The organism is Nitrosovibrio sp. Nv4 (assembly GCF_900215485.1).
GTDB lineage: Bacteria > Pseudomonadota > Gammaproteobacteria > Burkholderiales > Nitrosomonadaceae > Nitrosospira.
Genome location: NZ_OCMZ01000002.1, coordinates 48,584 through 66,645 on the forward strand (window position 1 = coordinate 48,584; position 18,062 = coordinate 66,645).

The 18,062-nt window shown below is 52.8% G+C and carries 17 protein-coding genes; 15 read left to right on the plus strand and 2 right to left on the minus strand.

Going from position 1 to position 18,062, the window contains the following annotated elements; translation table 11 throughout:
- Positions 1-6: 6 nt before the first annotated feature.
- The 12 genes from CRO05_RS08275 to CRO05_RS08330 all read left to right on the plus strand — a co-directional run bounded on the left by CRO05_RS08275 (position 7) and on the right by CRO05_RS08330 (position 11,115).
- Positions 7-1,044: a ligase-associated DNA damage response exonuclease gene (locus tag CRO05_RS08275; RefSeq protein WP_097066785.1), complete on the plus strand. Its 1,038-nt coding sequence runs from the start codon at positions 7-9 to the stop codon at positions 1,042-1,044.
- Positions 1,037-2,701 carry an ATP-dependent DNA ligase gene (locus CRO05_RS08280; RefSeq protein WP_097066786.1) on the plus strand — a complete coding sequence of 555 codons (1,665 nt, stop codon included), beginning with the start codon at positions 1,037-1,039 and terminating at the stop codon, positions 2,699-2,701. The genes CRO05_RS08275 and CRO05_RS08280 overlap by 8 nt, the downstream gene beginning before the upstream one ends.
- A 235-nt stretch (positions 2,702-2,936) precedes the next feature.
- Positions 2,937-4,406 carry a F0F1 ATP synthase subunit beta gene (gene atpD, locus CRO05_RS08285; protein WP_097066787.1) on the plus strand — a complete coding sequence of 490 codons (1,470 nt, stop codon included), beginning with the start codon at positions 2,937-2,939 and terminating at the stop codon, positions 4,404-4,406.
- A complete protein-coding gene (locus CRO05_RS08290; RefSeq protein ID WP_097066788.1) occupies positions 4,396-4,794 on the plus strand; it encodes a F0F1 ATP synthase subunit epsilon in 399 nt (132 codons plus the stop codon). The genes atpD and CRO05_RS08290 overlap by 11 nt, the downstream gene beginning before the upstream one ends.
- On the plus strand, positions 4,787-5,146 hold the full coding sequence (locus tag CRO05_RS08295; protein ID WP_097066789.1) for an AtpZ/AtpI family protein: 360 nt from the start codon (positions 4,787-4,789) through the stop codon (positions 5,144-5,146). Before CRO05_RS08290 ends, CRO05_RS08295 begins: the two co-directional genes overlap by 8 nt.
- Positions 5,143-5,490, plus strand: coding sequence for an ATP synthase subunit I (locus CRO05_RS08300; protein WP_097066790.1), 348 nt, complete (start codon positions 5,143-5,145; stop codon positions 5,488-5,490). Before CRO05_RS08295 ends, CRO05_RS08300 begins: the two co-directional genes overlap by 4 nt.
- A 12-nt stretch (positions 5,491-5,502) precedes the next feature.
- The gene (locus tag CRO05_RS08305; protein ID WP_097066791.1) at positions 5,503-6,177 is read left to right on the plus strand and encodes a F0F1 ATP synthase subunit A; all 675 of its coding nucleotides are present in this window, start codon (positions 5,503-5,505) and stop codon (positions 6,175-6,177) included.
- A gap of 91 nt (positions 6,178-6,268) precedes the next feature.
- Complete coding sequence (locus CRO05_RS08310; protein ID WP_097067877.1) at positions 6,269-6,550, plus strand: F0F1 ATP synthase subunit C; 282 nt, start codon at positions 6,269-6,271, stop codon at positions 6,548-6,550.
- Between the two features lie 3 nt (positions 6,551-6,553).
- Positions 6,554-7,432: a F0F1 ATP synthase subunit delta gene (locus CRO05_RS08315; RefSeq protein WP_097066792.1), complete on the plus strand. Its 879-nt coding sequence runs from the start codon at positions 6,554-6,556 to the stop codon at positions 7,430-7,432.
- A complete protein-coding gene (locus CRO05_RS08320; RefSeq protein WP_097066793.1) occupies positions 7,429-8,994 on the plus strand; it encodes an alternate F1F0 ATPase, F1 subunit alpha in 1,566 nt (521 codons plus the stop codon). Before CRO05_RS08315 ends, CRO05_RS08320 begins: the two co-directional genes overlap by 4 nt.
- A gap of 196 nt (positions 8,995-9,190) precedes the next feature.
- Positions 9,191-10,159, plus strand: coding sequence for a rhamnan synthesis F family protein (locus CRO05_RS08325; protein ID WP_097066794.1), 969 nt, complete (start codon positions 9,191-9,193; stop codon positions 10,157-10,159).
- A 182-nt stretch (positions 10,160-10,341) separates the two neighbouring features.
- Positions 10,342-11,115: an FkbM family methyltransferase gene (locus tag CRO05_RS08330; protein ID WP_097066795.1), complete on the plus strand. Its 774-nt coding sequence runs from the start codon at positions 10,342-10,344 to the stop codon at positions 11,113-11,115.
- 60 nt (positions 11,116-11,175) lie between these two features.
- On the opposite strand, the gene CRO05_RS08335 is transcribed toward CRO05_RS08330, so the two are convergent.
- Both CRO05_RS08335 and CRO05_RS08340 read right to left on the minus strand, forming a co-directional pair.
- Positions 11,176-12,936, minus strand: coding sequence for an ABC transporter ATP-binding protein (locus CRO05_RS08335; protein WP_097066796.1), 1,761 nt, complete (start codon positions 12,934-12,936; stop codon positions 11,176-11,178).
- 246 nt (positions 12,937-13,182) lie between these two features.
- Positions 13,183-13,701, minus strand: coding sequence for a DUF2165 family protein (locus CRO05_RS08340; protein ID WP_097066797.1), 519 nt, complete (start codon positions 13,699-13,701; stop codon positions 13,183-13,185).
- Positions 13,702-13,716: 15 nt separating this feature from the next.
- On the opposite strand from CRO05_RS08340, the gene CRO05_RS15505 reads away from it, so the two are divergent.
- The 3 genes from CRO05_RS15505 to ligD all read left to right on the plus strand — a co-directional run bounded on the left by CRO05_RS15505 (position 13,717) and on the right by ligD (position 18,020).
- Positions 13,717-14,001, plus strand: a complete 285-nt coding sequence (locus tag CRO05_RS15505) for a hypothetical protein (RefSeq protein WP_159462711.1) — start codon at positions 13,717-13,719, stop codon at positions 13,999-14,001.
- A gap of 520 nt (positions 14,002-14,521) precedes the next feature.
- Positions 14,522-15,445, plus strand: a complete 924-nt coding sequence (locus tag CRO05_RS08350; protein ID WP_097066799.1) for a Ku protein — start codon at positions 14,522-14,524, stop codon at positions 15,443-15,445.
- On the plus strand, positions 15,345-18,020 hold the full coding sequence (gene ligD, locus CRO05_RS08355; protein WP_235001351.1) for a DNA ligase D: 2,676 nt from the start codon (positions 15,345-15,347) through the stop codon (positions 18,018-18,020). Before CRO05_RS08350 ends, ligD begins: the two co-directional genes overlap by 101 nt.
- The last annotated feature ends 42 nt before the right edge of the window (positions 18,021-18,062 follow it).

Below are 18,062 nucleotides of genomic sequence, written 5' to 3' on the forward strand. Positions count from 1 at the left end.
CTGCGTATGGCCGATCTGGTTGTTGCAAGAAAGGAAGGGCTTTTTTGCGTACCGGGGCAGTTCTACATCGACCCGTGGCAACCAGTGGAGCGTGCGGTCATCACGCATGCGCATGCAGACCATGCCCGTCCCGGTCATGCTCATTACCTTGCCGCGCTTCCCGGTGCGGCCATCCTCAAATTGCGGCTGGGCGATATCAACCTGGATACGCTGGCGTACTGCGAGCGTCTCTCGCATAACGGTGTAACCATTTCCCTTCACCCGGCGGGCCACGTGCTGGGTTCCGCCCAAGTCCGCCTCGAATACAAGGGTGAAGTATGGGTTGTTTCCGGTGATTACAAGCTGGAGCCGGACGGTACCTGCGATGCTTTCGAGACCGTTCCTTGCGACACGTTTATCACCGAATCAACGTTTGGCCTGCCCATTTATCGCTGGCAGCCTGCAAGCGCCATTTTCAAGGATATCAGCGAATGGTGGCGGCGCAATGCCGAACAGGGGCGTCCCAGTGTTCTCTTCTGTTATGCATTCGGCAAAGCACAGCGCATCCTGAGCGGTATCGACAGTACTATCGGTCCGATTATCTGCCATGGCGCTGCGGAAACGCTCAACCGTATTTATCGCAAGGGCGGCATATCGTTGCCAGCTACGCTGAGTGTCAGCGACGTAAATCATAAATCCGGCTTTCGCGAAGCGCTTGTTATTGCCCCGCCATCGGCCGCGGGGTCCCCATGGATGCGCCGGTTTGGCGAGCATAGCGACGCCTTCGCAAGCGGCTGGATGCTTCTGCGCGGTGCGCGCCGGAGACGCGGGGTGGATCGGGGATTCGTGCTGTCTGACCATGCGGACTGGCCAGGTCTGATGCGCGCAATTACAGCAACCGGTGCACAACGCGTGATTGTCACGCACGGGCATGTAGACGTCATGGTACGGTGGTTGCAGGAAAACAGCCTGAATGCCTCGGCTTTCGAGACCGAATACGGTACGGATGAAGAGGACAACACAGCCGCCAACGAAGCTATTGCTTTCAAGGAAAGTCATGCGTGATTTTGCGCGACTTTACAACGAGCTGGACGCAACCACCGCAACCCTGGGCAAGCTCGATGCATTGAAGCGGTATTTCAGCCATGCTCAACCAGCCAATGCTGCATGGGCGGTTTATTTTCTGGCCGGTGGAAAACCGCGTCAGACAGTCTCGACAAAATTCTTGCGGCAATTTTCAACCGAAATGTCCGGTATTCCGGAATGGCTGTTTGATGAGTGCTATCAGGCGGTAGGGGACCTGGCCGAAACGATTGCGCATATCCTGCCGCCGCCATCCCATGAAATCAACATTTCCCTCGCAAACTGGATGGAAGAGCGGATTATCCCGCTACGGAACGAAACACCCGAAAAGACCCGGGAGGCATTGTTCAGCTACTGGAATGAACTGGAAACGCAGGAGCGTTTTGTGTTGATAAAGTTGATCAGCGGCGCGTTTCGTGTCGGCGTATCGAAGCTGCTGGTGGTTCGGGCATTAAGCGAACTTACCGGGCTGGATGTCAAAATCATAGCCCAGCGAATGATGGGATGGACCGACAGTGCGCTGCAACCCAGCGCGGAACGCTATAAGCTGCTGACTGCTGCGCAGTCGGAGTTTGAACACGCGAACAAAGGCGGCCAGCCTTATCCGTTTTTTCTGGCCCACCCTTTACAAGCCAATCCACAAGCCGATCCACAAATGTTGGGCGATATCAGGCAGTGGCTGGTTGAGTGGAAATATGACGGGATTCGCGCTCAATTGGTGCAACGCGGCGGGCAAAGCTGGCTATGGTCGCGTGGCGAAGATCTCATCACGGACCGCTTTCCGGAGGTCAGCGGTATTTCTCTTCCCGACGGCACGGTCCTAGACGGGGAAATTCTGGTGTGGAAGAACGACGGGCCGGCCTCGTTTGCAGAACTGCAAAAACGCATCGGCCGCAAAACAGTGTCATCCCGCATATTAAACGAGTTTCCCGCGGTATTTATCGCATTCGATTTGCTGGAGCAAGGCGGACACGATATCCGGCATCTTGTCCAGTCGGAGCGTCGCAAGAGACTGGAGGATGTCGTGCTCAATATCAACGCCCCTGGTTTGATCCTGTCGCCTCTGATCGAGACTCCCGATTGGCATATGCTGGGCATTATGCGGGACAGTTCGCGCTCCCGCGCCGTTGAAGGCATGATGCTCAAGTCGGTTAGCGCGCAATACGGGATAGGCCGTACCAGGGAGAGCGGTATCTGGTGGAAATGGAAAATCGATCCCTATACAGTGGATGCGGTACTGGTGTACGCGCAAAAGGGACATGGCCGCCGCGCCTCGCTTTACACCGATTACACCTTTGCAGTATGGGATAGCGGCTTGCAGGGCGAGCGCAAACTTGTGCCATTTGCAAAGGCTTACTCAGGTCTGACGGATCGCGAAATCGCCCAAGTCGATGCGGTCATCCGCAGAACAACGGTTGAGAAATTCGGGCCGGTTCGCAGTGTAACGCCCACCATGGTTTTTGAAATCGGGTTTGAAGGGATTGCGCGGTCTGCCCGCCACAGGGCAGGGGTGGCCGTACGATTTCCTCGAATGCTGCGTATTCGCGACGACAAAAAAGTCGACGAAGCCGATACTCTTGAAACATTGAAGCTCATGCTGCCTGACCCATCCCAAAAAGCCGTGGACCCGTCCGCATAGCGGACACGGAGAGAGACGCTGCTTGCCAGCCTTGCCGAGTTTGGAGAAGCGGTGCCCAAATATTGGAGTGGCGTGCATGTCAAAGAGCTTTTCGCACATTTTTTGGCACTTGATGGAAATAGCATAACTCCTGAACTATACTGAAACTGGCAGCAGTCAGGGATAACTAGGGGTAATCAAGACTGGCAGGGAGTAGCTATTCATAAAGTTATCACCTCGCCTTGCCGGGGAAAATATGAATACGATGTCGGCTTTCTCAGAACTCGGTTCGATTATTTCGGTGCGCGGCGGTATTGTAGATATACGGTTTGAAACTCGCGTGCCCCCAATCTACTCGTTGCTGCGTACCGGTAAGGACGAGAGGATTGTTATCGAGGTCTTGTCCCAGCTCGACGCCCATGGCGTGCGCGGCATTGCCCTGACCCCGACACAGGGTCTTGCTCGCGGCATGTCCGTCAGGAATACAGGCGGACCACTGATGGCGCCTGTCGGCAGCGCAACGCTCTCCCGCATGTTTGACGTGTTCGGCAATGCCATCGACCGCCGGCCGGTGCCGGAAAATGTCCAATGGCGCACCGTCCATCGTGCCTCTCCTTCATTGGCGAGGCTCTCCACAAAAGCGGAAATCTTCGAAACGGGCATCAAGGTCATTGATGTGCTGATGCCCCTTGAACGCGGCGGCAAAGCGGGCTTGCTTGGGGGGGCGGGCGTAGGCAAGACAATATTGCTGACCGAGATGATCCACAACGTGGCCGGTCAGCACGAGGGCGTAAGCATTTTTTGTGGCATAGGCGAGCGTTGCCGCGAAGGCGAGGAACTCTACCGCGATATGGTCGCTGGGGGCGTGCTGGAGAACATGGTGATGGTATTCGGCCAGATGAACGAGCCGCCTGGCGCCAGGTTTCGCGTCGGCCATGCGGCGCTGACCATGGCCGAGTATTTCCGCGATGACGAGCATCGTGATGTACTGCTGCTCGTAGATAATATTTTCCGTTTTATCCAGGCCGGCATGGAAGTATCCGGACTGATGGGCCAGATGCCGTCGCGCCTGGGCTACCAGCCAACGATGAGCACGGAACTGGCGCAGCTGGAAGAACGTATTGCCAATACCGATACCGGCGCCATTACATCGATTCAGGCAGTATATGTTCCCGCCGATGATTTTACCGATCCCGCGGCGGTGCATACTTTTTCGCATCTTTCCGCATCCATCGTACTCTCGCGCAAGCGAGCCAGCGAGGGGTTATACCCTGCCATCGATCCGCTGCAATCAAGTTCCAAAATGGCTACGCCGGGTGTGATTGGTCACCGGCACTATCAGATTGCGCAGGAGATCCGGCGCACGCTGGCGCAATATGCGGAACTCAAGGACATCATTGCCATGCTCGGGCTGGAACAGTTATCGCCTGAAGACCGCAACGTAGTTGCCCGTGCGCGGCGGTTGGAGCGTTTTCTTACCCAGCCATTTTTCACCACCGAGCAATTTACCGGCATCAAGGGAAAACTGGTAAGCCTCAAGGATGCGCTGGATGGCTGCGAACGCATCCTGCGGGACGAATTCCACGATCTTCCGGAAAGAGCGCTATATATGATCGGGACGGTTGGCGAGGTGAAAAAAAGAACGATTCGGCAAGTCAGTGGTAAAGCCGAAGCCGAAGCCGAAGCCGAAGCCGGAGCCGAGGAAAGCGCAACTCATGAATCTTAAAATTCTTCTACCTTTCAGGGTCCTTGCGGAAAAGACCGGTGTCGTTCGTATTGTCGCCGAGACAGATGCAGGATCGTTCGGGATTCTTCCCAACCGGCTTGACTGCGTGGCGGCGCTTATACCGGGAATACTCGTTTTCGAGACGAAAGGCCAGGACAAGGCCGGCGAGGCCTACTTGGCTGTCGATGAAGGCATCCTGATAAAAACAGGCCCGGACGTGCTGGTCTCGGTCCGTAATGCCATAGAAGGAGCGGATCTCGGTACATTGCGCGAGGCGGTCAGGGATGAGTTTTTAAATCTTGATGCGCAGGAGCAGGGCATGCGCCGGATGATGGCAAAGATGGAAAGCGGTTTCATTCGCCGCTTCTCGGAATTTTATCGTGAGTGATCCGTCGGGAGAGAATCACCCCGAAGAGAAGCATTCAACGAATGAGCCGGAATTAAGCCGGCGGGTAGGGGCTCGGGCGGCACGCAAGTTACAGGCACAACGGGCGGAGCCCCATGTCAAGCGCACCGCCTGGTCAGGGTTGACCATGATCGGTCTGGTTGGCTGGTCGGTGGTCGTGCCAACGCTGTTGGGGGCAGCACTCGGCGTCTGGCTGGACCGGCGTTACGCCATGAATCATTCCTGGACGCTAACGCTGCTGTTTGCAGGCCTGGTCGTTGGTTGCTTGAATGCCTGGCATTGGATCGTCAAAGAAGATAGGGAAACCCATAAGCAACAGGAGAATCATGAATGAGCGAAATCTCGAACCAGGCGCTGATGTTGGGGCTGGTAGCAGGCTTCCTGCTGGGCGTGATATTTTTCGGCGGCCTGTGGTGCACCGTTCGCAATGCAGTTGCAGCTCGCAGACCAGCGCTGTGGTTTATCGGCAGCATGATGCTGCGCATAAGCATTGTCACGTGGGGGTTCTATTTACTCCTCGACTTGCTTGGCAGCAGCTGGAAAATCCTGCTTGCAGGTCTGCTCGGATTTTTCATCGCACGGCTGGCGGCGACGCGGCTTTTGCCTGTTCCCCTATCGAACGCCGTGCCCATCGCGGAAACATCGGTGGAAAAAGCAGAACTGGACCAACCGGGATAGAAGGGGCCTGGCATGCACCTTAGTCCTGACGACATCATCTTCTGGGAATATGGCTTCATCAAACTTAACGCCACGATTGTCTATACCTGGGGACTCATGTTTGTGCTCGCCGCCGGTTCAAAGGCCATTACCCGCAAACTTTCTGTTGGGCTGGAACGTGCCCGCTGGCAGAATCTGCTGGAAATCATCGTCAGTGCCATCAAGAAACAGATTGAGGAAGTGGGTTTGCGCCAGTCCCGAACGTATCTGGGTTTCGTGGGCACACTGTTTGTGTTTGTTGCAACGGCGAGTCTCTTCACCGTCATCCCCGGGTATGAGCCGCCTACTGGATCGCTCTCGACTACAACGGCGCTGGCGATTTGCGTGTTTATCGCCGTGCCACTGTACGGCATAAAAGAGCAGGGGTTGGGCGGCTATCTTCGTTCCTATCTCGAGCCTACGCCCCTCATGCTTCCGTTCAATATTATTGGCGAGTTCTCCCGTACACTGGCTCTGGCTGTCCGTCTGTTTGGCAACATGATGAGCGGAACGATGATTCTTGCAATCCTGTTAAGCATCACGCCATTTTTCTTTCCAATCGTCATGAGTGCGCTTGGCCTGCTGACCGGCATGGTACAAGCCTATATCTTCAGCATCCTTGCCACGGTTTATATCGCTGCCGCCGCGTCTGGCCACGGAGGCGGTTGAAGCCGGAGATCCGTTGGATTTGAAAGAGAAAGAGGTAATCAAAGCAGGGCTTGATATTCAAGAAACAGGATCAGATAGAATAGGAGAGACTATGGACAGCATGACCCTGATCGCAATCGTATCGATTCTCACCGCCGGTTTGACGATCAGCATCGGCGTTATCGGCCCGGCATTGGGGGAAGGGCGGGCGATTGCTACGGCTTTGAGCTCCCTGGCGCAGCAGCCGGACGCATCCGCGACCATCACCCGCACATTGTTCGTTGGCCTGGCAATAGTCGAGTCCATGGCCATCTACTGTTTCGTGGTTTCCATGATTCTGATTTTTGCCAATCCGTTCTGGAATCACGTGATTTCCGAGGCTGCGGGGAAGTAATTCGTGCTGATCGACTGGTTCACTGTCGTAGCGCAAGCTGTCAATTTTCTGGTTCTGGTATGGTTGTTGAAGCGTTTTTTTTACCAGCCCATTCTCAATGCCCTCGATGCGAGAGAGAGACGAATCGCTGCGGAACTGGCCGATGCCGATGCGAAAAAAATGGCGGCCGAAAAGGAGCGCAACGAGTTTCAGCACAAGAACGATGAGTTTGACCGGCAGCGGACCGCGCTTTTGAGCAAGGCCTCGGGCGAGGCGCAAGCTGAACGCCAGCGGCTGCTTGCCGTCGCGCAAAATGATTTCGACAACCTGCGCGCGAGCCGGGAGAAAGCATTGAGCCGCGAATATCGGAGCCTGAGCGAAGCGCTTACCCGGAAGACATGCGCGGAGGTATTTGCCATTGCGCGAAAGGTGCTGACCGACCTCGCCAGTACCACCCTCGAAGCGCATGTCGTAGAAGCTTTTATCAGGCGCGTGCGGGAGTTGGGCGATGACGAAAAGGCGCAATTGGCTTCGGCGTTTCAGTCGGGGACGGTGTCAACGCCAGCAGCGTCAACGGCCACGCCGATGCTGGCAACGGTAACGGCGGTAGCGGAGGAGGTTCTGGTTCGCAGCGCGTTTGAATTATCTGTTGCCCAGCAAAATGCAATAGCGGCTGTGCTGAAGGAAATGCTGGGAGTGAAATCCTCAGTCCGGTTTGCGGTCGAGCCAGAACTGGTCAGCGGCATTGAGCTTGTCACCAATGGCCACAAGGTGGCGTGGAGCATTGAGAATCACCTTGCATCGCTTGAAAAGGAGATCGGGAAACTTCTGGAAAATCAAACCGAATATGGATCCGGTCCTGGATCTGCACCCACTGTTGAAATTCCGCCAGAGAGCCGATGAAGATGGCAGCAAACAATCTACAAGGCATATTCGACAGTGCTTTCGCACAAATGGAGCAGGCGCGCCAAGCCTGGGCGCCGCAAATAGCGCAGTGCGAGACAGGTATTATTACGAGCATCGCCTCCGGTATTGCAAAAGTGTCTGGCCTCCCTGGCGTTGGCTTCGAGGAGGTGCTGAGATTTCCCGGCGATTCATATGGCATAGCATTCAATGTCGAAGAAGACGAGATCGGCGTGATTCTGCTGGATGACTACTCACAATTACATACAGGTGATGAAGTTGAACGGACAGAACATGTAATGGATGTACCGGTAGGTGACGGGTTGATCGGAAGAGTCATCGATCCATTAGGCCGGCCCCGGGACGGAAAAGCGCCGGTTATTTCCACAGCACGATTGCCTATCGAGCGTCCTGCTCCCCCGATCATGGACCGTGCGCCGGTCACGGTGCCCTTGCAAACCGGCATCAAGGTTATTGATGCGCTCATTCCGGTGGGCCGTGGTCAGCGCGAGTTGATTCTGGGGGACCGCCAGACAGGCAAAACCGCCATCGCCTTGGATACGATACTGAATCAACGAAATGAAAATGTACTATGCGTTTATTGTGCTATCGGGCAGCATGCGTCAGGGGTGGCCAAGCTGATCGCAACCCTGTGCGAAAAAGACGCAATGCACTACACAATAGTTGTCGTAACCGAAGGCAACGATCCTCCCGGCCTCGCCTATATTGCGCCTTATGCCGCAACCAGCATCGCCGAGTATTTCATGGAACAGGGACGCGATGTGCTGATAGTGTACGATGATCTCACGCACCACGCGCGCGCCTATCGGGAATTGTCTCTGCTGCTGCGCCGCCCGCCAGGCCGCGAAGCCTATCCTGGCGATATTTTCTACATTCACTCGCGGCTGCTGGAGCGCGCGACGCATTTGCGCGATTCGCTCGGCGGGGGCTCGCTGACAGCGCTGCCGATCGTCGAGACGGAAGCGCAGGATATTTCCGCCTACATCCCGACCAACCTGATTTCCATCACCGATGGTCAGATATACCTCTCTCCATCGCTGTTCGAATTGGGTGTGCTGCCGGCTGTCGATGTGGGTAAATCCGTTTCGCGTGTCGGGGGCAAGGCCCAGCGTGCTGTCTATCGTGCAGTTGCAGGTGATTTGAAACTGGATTACGCTCAATTTGAAGAGCTGGAAACCTTTGCCCGGTTCGGCGCGAGGCTGGATGAAGACACACGTAAAATTATCGAGCACGGCCGCCGCATCCGCGCTTGCCTCAAGCAGCCCGAGTCCGCGCCGGTTTCAGTGCCTGAACAAACAGTCATACTGCTGGCGCTGACCGCCAGGCTTTTTGACAATGTTCCGTCAGAGCACATGGCCGATGCCGAGCAGGCGGTTCGCAGGGCGGCTGCGGATATTTCAGCCGAAGTATGGACGCGCATCATGACTGCTGATAATTTGGGTGACGAGGATCGTGAAATGATAATTCGGATAGCCGGCAAAACACTTGCCGGTTTTCAACTCCCCCCGGAACCTGATGCCGAAAGTTCTGGTGGGAAGTAGCAGCCGCTTGCGCGTCCTCGCCGCTTGGTATCTACGTATCGCTTCGCGAATCTTTCTTAACCATCTTACAGGTGCCGGAATGACCGTTATGGGCGGTGAACGGGGGAAGATCTCTTTTGCCGAGTGGGTAGCGCCAAAGTATCGCTCTGGTTCTTTCTAGTGTTCACCTGTTGACGAGCAGTTATAGCTGACATTCATGAAAACATCCCTAAAGCGGCCTAATGATCGCTCATCCGAGTGGCCGATGAAGTGGTCGATCAAAGCACTATTGAAAGACTTCAAATATGTTCGCGATTTATCCTTCTATTTGCTTACAAGGAAGAAGATAAGCGAAAAACCATTGGTAAGGCTGTGTGAAGAAGGATTTGTAACGCCCGATTACGACAGACCGGTGTGTCTTTTTTGTAGCTACGACGGAGAAAATATTGTCAGGGAGAATGTATACCATTATCTTGATGAGCTCGCGCTCGCAGGATTCAACATCATATTCATCAGCTCGAGTGACACGATTTCGGATGCAGACCTGAAGAGACTTTCGAAATGCTGTGTAAGAATTATAAATCGGGAGAATAAGGGATACGATTTTTATGGATGGAAAATAGGTCTGGAAATATATTCTCAATACAAGACACACGCCGGTCTTCTGTTGGCTAATGATAGTGTTCTTGGGCCGCTTTTCAGTATCAGGGATATCATCACGAGACTTGAAAATTGCGGTGCCGATATCATTGGCATGACGGACTCTTTTCATATCCATCCGCACCTGCAATCTTATTTCCTCTATTGCAAAAAAAATGTTTTGTTATCTGAGGAATTTATCCGCTTCTTCCAGGAAGTCGATGTGCTGGAACTCAAGATTGCCATTATTCGGAAATACGAGGTCGGGTTTTCCCGGCTATTCCGTCATCGATTTCGGCTTTCCGCACTTTATGGTTTAGAGCCGGTCCTGGCTCGAGTTCATTACCATCAAAGACCTGCCACATGGATTGAGCCAACTTTTCACTTATGGAAGCCGCTTATTACAGAGTTCAAATTCCCGTTTCTCAAAAAAAGCCTGTTGACGAGAAAAGGCGTGAGCGTGGAAGAAGTGTCAGCGGTGCTTGCGGAAAGCGGCTCTCCTTATAATATCGGCATCCTCAGCGATTGGATTCCGCCCAAGAAGTAGAACGGATTTGGTTCTTCTCATTCCACATCTATTCGCGGATTTAATCCAAACGATTGCGTTAGCCACATGCTACGCAAAAATTAAAAATATTCGGGATTAAAACAAATAAACGAGATATCCTTCGGCATCCGCTTCTATCTTTTTCTCTTCATCGGTATTTTACAGCTCGCATACACATATACATGTCTTCATTTTTTACAAATATTCTGTCGGGGTTTGTTGTAGCGCTTTATGGACTAAAAGGCGGCTACACAAAGGTAAACGTCAAGGGCCAGTCCATACGTATCGCGGTGGATAATTTCCGGACTCTGCAACGGGCGAAAACTTATTCGATTAAGGAACCTGATACCCTGGATTGGCTTGACAGTTTTGAAGCCGGATCGTGCTTCTTTGATCTGGGAGCGAATATAGGTCAATATTCCTTATATCCGGCCAAAAAATACGGAGATGACATTCAGGTATATTCGTTTGAGCCTCAGTGTATCAATTATTATCTGCTCAATAAAAATATCTACTTGAACAGGCTGGAAAAAAATATTACTGCCTATGGCGTGGCTGTATCCGGACAGGTGGGATTTTCAAAACTGTATATCCCCAAGTTTATCGGCGGGGGAAACCGCTCACAGTTCGGTAAGGAAGATTTGAAGAACATGAAAAAACCTGCCAGTCATATTCAAGGCATGTTTGGGGTGACATTGGACGATTTATGTGCGAACTGGGGATTCCCTTACCCCAACTATATCAAGATTGATGTCGATGGCATAGAGATACCCATAATCAAGGGAGCGGAGAACGTTCTGAAACATCCAGCGCTAAAATCAGTTATCGTCGAGTTGGGAACGGTTGAAGAGCAGAACGAAGCCGTCCATCTGATGGAGCAGGCGGGGCTGAAAGTGAAATTCAAGACAACCAAAAACTGGGGCGAAACCTGTTTCGTATTTGAAAAAACAGGTTAACCGGTTGCGATCCCCGAACGTTGCCGATGGGCGTAGCGTAACCCGGGGTCTGAGTGGCGCTTACCTTATCGGGAAGCCCGAAGTTGCTTCCTTGCGTAATATGGATTGTGCATCTGAAGCATCCTCAACCTCGGACGTGCGTTGCAGTCGCTCCACCTTACCGTTTAAAAGAGTGTATGTGTTATCGGCCGCATTGATTAGCGCAGGCTGATGAGATACGGCAACCACGGTGAGGTTCTGTGCGAGCTTCTGCAGGGTTTGGCAAACCAGCCGCTCACTTTCGGGATCGAGAGCGCTGGTCGGTTCATCCAGCAGCAGGAAAAGCGGTTGATGAGCCAGCGCTCTGGCAATTGCGATACGCTGACGTTGGCCGCCTGAAAGGAGTCCTCCACGCTCGCCGACCACAGTGTTCAAGCCGTCCGGGAGCGCGCAAACGAAATCCCACGCGCCTGCCTGGCGCAGCGCCCTTTCTGCATCCGCTTCAACCAGATCGGGCGCGCCTACGATTATGTTGCTGAGGACGGTATCGTGAAGCAGGATATTTTCTTGGGACACATAACCGATCATGCGTCGCCAACCGCGGGGATTGATTTCGCGCAGAGGTACGCCATCTATGAGAATTTCCCCTGATTTGGGTTCAGCCAGTCCGCACAGCAGGTCTAGCATGGTGCTCTTGCCGACGCCTGATGGCCCTGCAATCGTGGTAAACGATTTGACGGAAATATCGAGGTTGAGACCTTCGAATATGGGCTTGGCGCCGTAATCGAAATCGATATTGCGCAAGCTGATTCCCTTTTGAAACGTGGGTTGCCGCGTCCCGGTGGTTCTTTCCGCCGCAGCGCGCGCCTCGTCAATCGCTGTACGCAAGGCCCAGTAAGCGCTCTCCTGCGCCATGAGATTCTGATATTTCCGCTGGGTTTTATTGAGCAAGCTCAGGAGACGGGTAAGCAGGAAGACCATGACCATCACCGCAGCCATTGAAAGGTCCCATACCACGAGGGCCAGATACAGGCCGATTGCTATAAGCGTGGCGAGTATGGGCTCCTGCAGGGCCATCAGCGCTTCGCGCGCCATGATTTCACGCCGGGTAGCTTTTTCCAGTTGCCGGGTTTGATCATGCAGAATGGCATCTGCAACATTGTCTCGCGCCATCGCTTTCAGCGATTTTACCGAGCCCAGCACATCGGAAAGATACGTCAACAGGAGCCGCAGCAGTTGGGTCTGCTTACTCCCTGCCCGACGGGTGGCGCGGATCAGTTGATTCAGCAGCCGCAGCATCACGATGCCGACAAGGAAGGAGGTAAGCGTTGCCTGCCATGAAACGAACATGGCCACGGTCCCATAAACGAGTACCTGAATCGCCAGCGCGAGCACGGTGACGCTATGCTCAAACCCATTAGCTGCCCGTAACGCCTCGGTGGCGACCGAATTCGCCAGGGAACCCATGGGTTGACGGAGATAATACTGCCACCGGCTGGCCAGCAGTGCATCGATCAATTCGAGGCGAAGCGCGGTTGCGACATGTGCAACGGTATAGCCAACCTGCCTGTTGGCCAGCAGCAGTATGAGGCTCTTGACGATCATGCCACCGACGATAATCAGCAGCATCACGCCGATACTCGGTTCAATTCCAATACTGTGGAGCGCTGCCACGATTCGCCGCCCGACATCGGAGTTGGCGGTATCGCCCACGGCAGTCGAAAGCAACGGAAGAAGCGCCGTCAGACTGAGCCCTTCAGCAACGCCGGCCGCCAGCAGCGCAAGCAGGACATAAGCCGTGCGCCGGGGAAAAAGCATGCAGTAGGTATATAGGGTTCGCATAACTTGGTTTTTGCAGGCTATCGATTATCGCTGCACCTGCCGTAGTCTCTCTTTACGGTAAATCGATACCGATTAGCTTGGGAATGCGGCAATACTCTTCAGTCGGTGAATGCTTCAGTGAAGCGCAGATGATTTTATCGATGTTGGTCAACGCAATCGAAAAAGCAGAATAACAGAATATGGCAAGCGTTGACCGCGGTATTCGCGCTGGTTTTCCGCTACCGTTTCACGGAGCGACCTGAATTTTCACGTTGTTGCCGATGCGGCGATTTTATCACTTTGCGCGACGTAAATAAGCACCAGGACGATAGAAACCACAAACCGGAACGCGGATTCCTGGCCATTCCAGTCCGGCGACTGCCACATGCAGAACCATTCCCCTCCAATCACCATAAAACCGAAAAACCACAATCCAAAGCCGCAGGACAAGCCCAGGACGGACAGAAATTTTGCCTTATCAAACGCCGCGGCATCGCTTTTGATATGCTGAAGAAGTCGCAACGCGCCTGAAAGGCACGATATGGCAATTACGAATTCCGTAAATATGATTAATCCGTAGGTTATGGAATGTAGAAGAGGTTCAGTGATAGCGCGATGTTTCAGAACATTTCCAGGATAAACGGTATCCATCGACATCACATGCTGAACAAACAGGAAGTTTGACTGATAATCAACCACATTGTTAAAAGCAACCACCAGAGTCAGGCAGCCGATACCGGATACCAGGAAAATTTTGCTTCCTCGAATTGCCAGTGATTTTTCCATATTTTGAACTTCCCTTTGCATGAACAAGGGAGCATCGGTGGAAAAAGAGAGAACGGCGCTGTTATTGATGACCCGGCACTTGTGCTTTCTTTACTCGGTTTTTCGAATGCCGCGAACATTAAGCGTGGCCAGAGCAACTTGCAGGCCAATAACCGCGAGGGCTTGAACATGCCATCCCCAGAGAATCCACAAGCCATTGCTGAGGAGCGAGCACAGAAATCCGGCATGACGCTTATGCCTGGATTGATACGTCAGCAGCCAGACCGAAAGTATGTTGATTACCATAGCGGGCCATTGTAGCAGGTTAAAATAATCCATATTATTCAGTCCCTAGAAAAGTATTTGCAAAATGTACTCGACGGTATTCGGCCCTTGGCCGATGAAATCGGCGTCATCTTCGGTGATGCCCGATCGAAAATGAACAATGTCTCATTCGGGAGCTGATCGTTCCGTACGAAAGAACACACTAGCAGCCTGTCGGACCTAAAGGAAATCGGCTGCAAAAGCGTCTGGCTGGTCCATATTTCGCCGCTTTTTCGGCTAATAGAATAACTATTGGCCTTCAAAATCCTCAAAATCTGTCCTCACCCAGTCACTTTTTCGCTTCGATTCTTCAAGTCCGACAGGCTGCCAGGGCAATTAACCTTGGTACGCGACCGCACAGACATCAAGGTGCGGATAGACCATTATCATTTCTGACAGCCGAAGAGGTGTGTTTAAAGGCGCTTAAGGCGCGGTGGCTGGTTAGCGGTATCAGTATCAACGCGTTTGATCGGTACCTGATTTTGGTTTGGGACGTTATCTTTACTGAAACGAAACAATGGCTACTTCAACTACAAGCAGTCGGTCGTTATGGAAGGGCGCTATCAGCTTCGGCCTGGTGCATATACCTGTAGCCCTTCATTCCGCCACTTCAGAACAGGGACTGGATTTCGACTGGCTGGACAAGCGCAGCATGGATCCAGTTGGGTACAAGCGCATTAACAAGAAAACCGGGAAAGAAATCGACAAGGAGAATATTGTCAAGGGAATCGAATATGAGGATGGGCAGTATGTGGTTCTGAGCCAGGAGGAGATCGCGGCTGCTTATCCAAAAACCACTCAAACGATTGAGATTGAAATGTTTGTGCCGGCCACTGACATTCCGTTCGTTTATCTTGAGCGACCCTACTATATCGTTCCGATCAATAAAGGCGGCAAAGTTTATGCGCTTCTGCGTGAGGCTCTCCTCAAAACCCGGCGAGTTGGTATTGCCCGGGTGGTTATTCAGACCAAGCAGCATCTCGCTGCGCTCGTGCCATCAGGTCCCGCGCTCGTGCTGAATCTGTTGCGATGGGGGGACGAAATACGCAGCTGGGAAAAATTGAGTTTTCCTCCAGAGGGAACCGAAGAGGCGGGCATTAACGATAAAGAACTGAAAATGGCTGAGCAATTGGTGATGGACATGAGCGGCAAATGGCATCCCGAGCAATTTCGTGATTCGTTCAAGGATGAAATCATGAAGCTTGTGCATGAGAAAGTCGAAACGGGCGACATCCAAACTGTTGCTCAACCAGAGGAAGCCGAGGCCGCGCGTGGCAGCGCACAAATTCTGGACCTTACCGAATTGCTCCAGCGTAGTCTGAAGAAGGGCGGAGACAAAGATGAGGAAGATAGGGGCACGACCACCGGGAGAAGGTCGGCGAAGGCTGGAGCAGATACCGTACCGGGCAACGCCAGTGGTACACGCAAGCGCCGCGCGTGATGTAAAGCACATGGCCAAATCGGATTCACTCAAAACCTACCGCGCCAAACGTGATTTTACTGTAACTTCAGAACCCCCGGGCACCGGTAATAGCGGTAAGACGGAAGGGACGGCTTTGTCGTTTGTCGTCCAGAAGCACTGGGCAACCCGCTTGCATTACGACTTCAGACTTGAACTCGACGGAACCATGAAAAGTTGGGCTGTCCCGAAAGGACCCAGCTTCGATCCAAATGACAAACGCATGGCAGTTCATGTTGAAGACCATCCTGTTTCCTACAACAGTTTTGAAGGCGAAATTCCACCCGGACAGTATGGCGCGGGTAAAGTCATTATCTGGGATAAGGGAACCTGGATTCCTCTCGAAGATCCTCATAAGGGTTATCGTGGCGGGAAGTTGAAATTTGAGTTGCGCGGGCATAAGCTGAAGGGGCACTGGGCATTAGTCCGCATGAGAAGCAAGGAAGAAGAAAAGCAGGAAGCCTGGCTACTTATTAAAGAAAAAGATGATTATGTCCGTCCGTCAAGCGAATATAGCGTGGTGGATGAAATGCCCGAGAGCGTTGCCAAGCTTGAACGCCCCGCGACTCGGAAAATTGAAGAACCGGTAAATACAGAATCGTCCGGTACCAGACGAGGGTCATCCAGGAAAAAACAAAAAACGGGCTTGCCGGAAAACGTGGTTAAAGCTGATCTTCCCCATACGTTGCGCCCTCAACTTGCCACGCTCGTAGATGGACCTCCCAATGACGCGGATGAGTGGATCTATGAAATCAAGTTCGACGGTTATCGAATGTTGACCAGAATAGACGCCCGATCGGTCAGGATTTTTACCCGCAATGGACATGATTGGTCTCATAAAATGCCCAGCCTGGTAGAAGCAATAGGTAAAATGAGGTTGAAGCCCGGGTGGCTCGATGGCGAACTCGTGGTACTGAATGAAAAAGGCATACCTGACTTCCAGGCTCTGCAAAACGCATTCGACAGTTCACGTACGCAAGACATTATCTATTATTTCTTTGATGTGCCGTTCTATGATGGATACGACTTGAGAGGCGTTCCTCTTGTTGAGCGTAGGGCACTGCTGAAAACGCTTTTTGAAACGCCCCCCGTGGAAAAGATACGCTTCAGCGATATTTTCGATGCGTCACCCCATGACATTATTGCCTCCGCATGCCGCCTTGGACTGGAAGGCGTTATCGGCAAGCGTAAAACCTCGACTTATGTCTCGCGCCGCTCTTCCGAGTGGATAAAGCTGAAGTGCAAGCAACGTCAGGAATTTGTCATTGGCGGCTATACGGACCCGAAGGGTTCTCGAACAGGGATCGGCTCGCTTCTGCTCGGCTTCTATGACGAGGACAAGAAACTCCAATATGCTGGAAATGTAGGCGCCGGATTTAGCGATAAAACGCTTCGAAACCTTAAAGCGAAACTGGACAAGGTTCCTGCTCAGCGTTGCCCCTTCGTTAAAGGGAGCGGCATCGATAAAAAGGCCCATTGGGTCTCGCCAGCACTAGTGGCTGAAGTTTCCTTTGGCGAATGGACGCGGGGCGGTCATATTCGCCATTCAGTTTTTCATGGCTTAAGATCGGACAAGAAAGCGGAATCCATTATTCGCGAGAAACCGATGCATATCGAGACAGCGAAATCAGCGAAACCGGCTAAAGCTTCTCTCTTGTCGTCGCTGAAGATAACAAATCCGGACCGCGTGATTGACCCGTCTACAGGGTTCAAGAAAATTGACCTCATCCGTTACTACTCGCTGGTGGCTCCACTAATGCTTGAACACCTCAAAGCGAGACCGGTATCGCTTGTGCGCGCGCCAGAAGGGGTCTCAGGTCAACTGTTTTTTCAGAAGCATTGGGAAAAAGAAAACATGCCGGGAGTGAACCAGCTTGACCCGGCTCTGGATCCTGAGCATGAGCCATTGCTTGAAATTGAAACTGCTGAAGGTCTGTTATCCGCTGCTCAAATGAATGTGATCGAGTTTCATACCTGGAACGCCACAAAAAATGCTATTGGCAAGCCTGACAGGATGACATTCGATCTTGATCCCGGTGAAGGCGTGAAGTGGCCGCTCATGCAGGAGTCGGCGCAGCTTGTTTACGTATTTCTCAAGGAACTGGGGTTGAGGTCTTTTCTGAAAACCAGTGGGGGTAAGGGCTTGCACGTTATCGTGCCGATCAGGAGATTGCGCGATTGGGATACCGTAAAAGACTTCTCTCAAGCCATTGTTCAACACCTGGCCGAAACCATACCGCAACGTTTCGTCGCGAAAAGCGGACCACGTAACCGGGTGGGAAAAATTTTTATTGACTATCTCCGCAACGGTTTCGGGGCAACGACCGTGTCGGCCTGGTCGGTACGTGCACGTCCTGGTTTGGGCGTATCGGTGCCCGTGACCTGGGAAGAACTGGAGTCGCTTACCAGTGGCGCGCGCTGGTCTGCGTCCAATATCCATGAGCGCTTGGATAAAGGCAACGATCCGTGGTCAGACTATGAAGCGACGAAGCAGTCGATAGTTCCGGCGATGAAGAAATTGGGATTCAAGTCGGACAATGCGCGCGGAAGAGAATGAACCGGGAAAACCTTAATATTTAGTCAACCTTGCACACACCGA